This window comes from Polaribacter sp. (genome assembly GCF_039939415.1).
Taxonomy (GTDB): domain Bacteria; phylum Bacteroidota; class Bacteroidia; order Flavobacteriales; family Flavobacteriaceae; genus Polaribacter.
The window spans coordinates 1-3,376 of the sequence record NZ_JBDVJE010000027.1 but is presented as its reverse complement, the minus strand read 5'-3'; the positions used below and the strand labels follow the sequence as shown (position 1 = coordinate 3,376).

Genomic DNA, 3,376 nt, shown 5'->3' with positions numbered 1-3,376 from the left:
CCTTTCTTTTTTGATTCAACATAGCTTCCAATCAAATAAGGTTTTTTGTCTTCGGCAGTAGATGTTCTATCAAATAAAACTGCATATTTTTGATAAGAATTATATTTTGTAGCTTCTTTTTTTAATTTATTAAGATGAACATCATATAACGCTCTCATTTTTTTAAGCTGTTTTTTTACAGCTGGGTCAGTAACCTTATTTGTCATTTCTAAACGATCTTTTTCGATATGATATAATTCTTCAGTAGGGTTCATAATATCATCTTCATATTGCCAGAAAATATATTTCCAATCTTTAGAAACCACAGACATTGCTTGTATTTCATCATTACCCCACATATTTGTAAGAGCAATTGTTTCTCGTTTAAATTTCTTTGGCTTTTTTATCAATAAACGTAAATCTTCTCCATCCATATTTGAAGGAGGTTTTATACCTGCATAATTTAAAATAGTTGGAGCCATATCAATATTTGCAGTAATTGCATCACGTTGAATACCTCTTTCTTTGATTGGTGTTCTAGGATCGTAAATAATTAAAGGAGATTTAGAAGCTTCTTCATATGGCAATACTTTACCACCAAAATTATGAGCACCACAACTATAACCATTATCGCTTGTAAATATGATGATGGTATTATCTGCAACTCCTTGTTCTTCTAAAGTTTTTCTAATCATTCCTAAAGCATAATCTACTCCGTGAATTAATTGATTGTATTTTTTAATAGCTTCTTGGTAGCTTTCTTCAGATTCTCTCCAAAAATTATAACTTTTATATTGTCTTCCTGTCTTTGCTTGTGGAGCAAGATGTTTTGCATTTTCTGCACCATAATTCTCTGGTTTTTTATATTTTTTGCCTTTGTAGACATAATCAAAATATTTGTCTGGAGAAAAAGGCATATGAGGTGCTTTAAAACTAATAGACATTGAAAATGGTTTACCTGTTTGTTTAGCTTCTTTAATAAAATCTTCAGCCCAAGCTGCATATGCTCTTGTACTATGAGGATATTTTTTAGCATATTTTGACATATACTTGTTCTTCTTTGTACTGTAACTTGTTTGGCCTAAGCCTCCTGCCCAGTTGTCGAAATCGTCTATTGGAAGTGAATCCCAACTATTATGCTTTACACTTTTTCCATCAGAAACTGCTAATCCAAATTTACCAGCAAAACCTGTATAATATCCTTGTTCTCTTAAAAGTACAGGATAGGATTTAGCAAACTTCTCTTTTCTTAAAGGTCCGTGCTCAAAATTACAACCTGCTTTGTATTCATACATTCCTGTTAAAAGTATGGCTCTACTAGCCATACAAATAGCAGTTGTATTATAGTGATTCTTAAAAAGCACACCTTCTTCAGCTAGTGTATCCATATTAGGAGTTACTACTTGGTCATTACCATAACAACCAGTAGCAATACTTGTTTGATCATCAGATAAAAGGAAGATGATGTTTGGTCTTTCTTGCGCAAAACTACTTGTTGTAATTACGCTGATAATTAATAATAGTACTACTTTTTTCATTTTATAAGGTGCTTTTGTTTTTAGGTTTTATTTGATATTATTATTGTTTTATAAATTTAAAAATTTGACGGTTGCCATTTTTTTCTAATGTTTTTATAAGATAAACGCCATCTGTAAGCATAGATACATCAAAGAAGGTTTGATTACTTTTAAAAGTTAAAACTTTTTGTCCTTTAATATTGTAAATAATTGCAGAAGAAATTTCTTTTGACAATTTAAAATTTTGATTTACAATATTTGGAAATAAAATAAGCTTATTAGTTTCTGTTATATTAGTATATGCACTCAATGTTTCTCCTACTAAATGAGCACCTTCTGGTCTTACATATGGTTCATAATCAGGAACAGAACTTGATAGAAGTCTATCATTAATTGCTTTCATAATAATCATTTCATCATCCATCATATAACCTTTACCATTGTTTACATCATTAATTGTAGTAGCAAACGTTACAGCTGCATTTCCATCTATAATACGCTTGGCAAACCTATATGCATCTTCAATTCCAAAAACTATGGGTTGTGAAGAAACATGCCACTTTTCTCGTATTGGAAACCAGGCGTGTTTTAATACTGTATTTTCTTCAAACATTGACCACGGATTATCCTCCATTTCTGGTATTGTAAATTCTTCATAAGCCCATGAATTTGGAGGCGCTCCTTGTCCTAATGGTGTTACATGTCCACTTGTAAAATCTTGGTAAACATTAACGCCTTCAAAACTTACTATTTTATAGTTGGTATCGTCGTCGTCGTCCAATCCGTCAGAATCTACTAAAATATTATTACCGTTTTCATCCTTAAAATATGCACCATTGGGTTGGGCAGAAATTATTGCACCAGGATCAGCATCTCTAATCATTTGAACAAAATCTTCTATATTTCCATCTTTATTCAGCTCTGCAGTTGTATCTAACCAATAGCCATCGGCATAATCTTTAACCTGCAGTATAAAGCCTTCAATTAGATTTCTGTATGCTGCGTATTCATCACCAGCAAAATTATTGGTGTAGTAATTAATCCAAGCCGCTTCTATATCTGCACCATCATTTATAGCTCTATCTAAATAGTTTGTAGAGATGTATAAAATTACTTTTTTACCATCATCCTTAAATTTTTGCATGACTTCAAAAATGATATTCTCATTTGCTACACTAGGTATTAGAGCTTCATGGATTTCAGTAGCTACATCTACATTACTATTTTGTCTTAAAGTAAAATAATGCGAATGCGCAAAATAGGAAAGATTTGTAATAACATGGCCCACTGCAGGAAGTTCGTCTACCACTTCTTGAGCTCCAGCAAGAAGATTATAACCTCCTTTAATCTCCGAATCTAAACGCTCACCTCCATAAACAGGAAATGTAATTCCCCAAGAACCAGCTAGCCAAGATGCAATATGTCCTGTTTGATCTAAGCTTCCATAAATACTATCTAAATGATAGGTAGCTGCAGCTGCAGGATTGTTGGCATTTATAAAACTTATACGTAATATATCAAATCCACCTGCATTTATAACATCATTAGGGATTTCTAAATCAGAAAAATTAAATTCAAATGCTTGCCATGTCTGACCAATCGAAAAATGTTTTTGTATATATATATCACTGCTAACAGTTGAATTACCTAAATAGATTCTTATTCTTGTATTTGGGTTTTTTAAATCTTCTGTTGCTAAACTAATATGAGCTTTTAGGCCGATTTTTAAATTGGTTGTTTTTGTTATTGGTGATTTCAACCCAAATGAAATGTGGGCACTAGTACTTTCATTTCTCTTGAAACGTGAAACAATAGAATTTGTATTAATACCTGTATTATCTGGATTGCTAACATCAGTAGAAAATGTACCATTTGAAACG

General features: G+C 31.8%; 2 protein-coding genes. Both read right to left on the bottom strand.

The window, feature by feature from the left end; translation table 11 throughout:
• Positions 1–1,517, bottom strand: a 1,517-nt coding sequence (locus ABJG40_RS04275; RefSeq protein ID WP_348023331.1) for a sulfatase, incomplete at its 3' end; no start/stop codon positions are given.
• A gap of 40 nt (positions 1,518–1,557) precedes the next feature.
• Positions 1,558–3,376: T9SS type A sorting domain-containing protein (locus ABJG40_RS04270; protein WP_348023330.1), on the bottom strand; the 1,819-nt coding region annotated here is incomplete at its 5' end.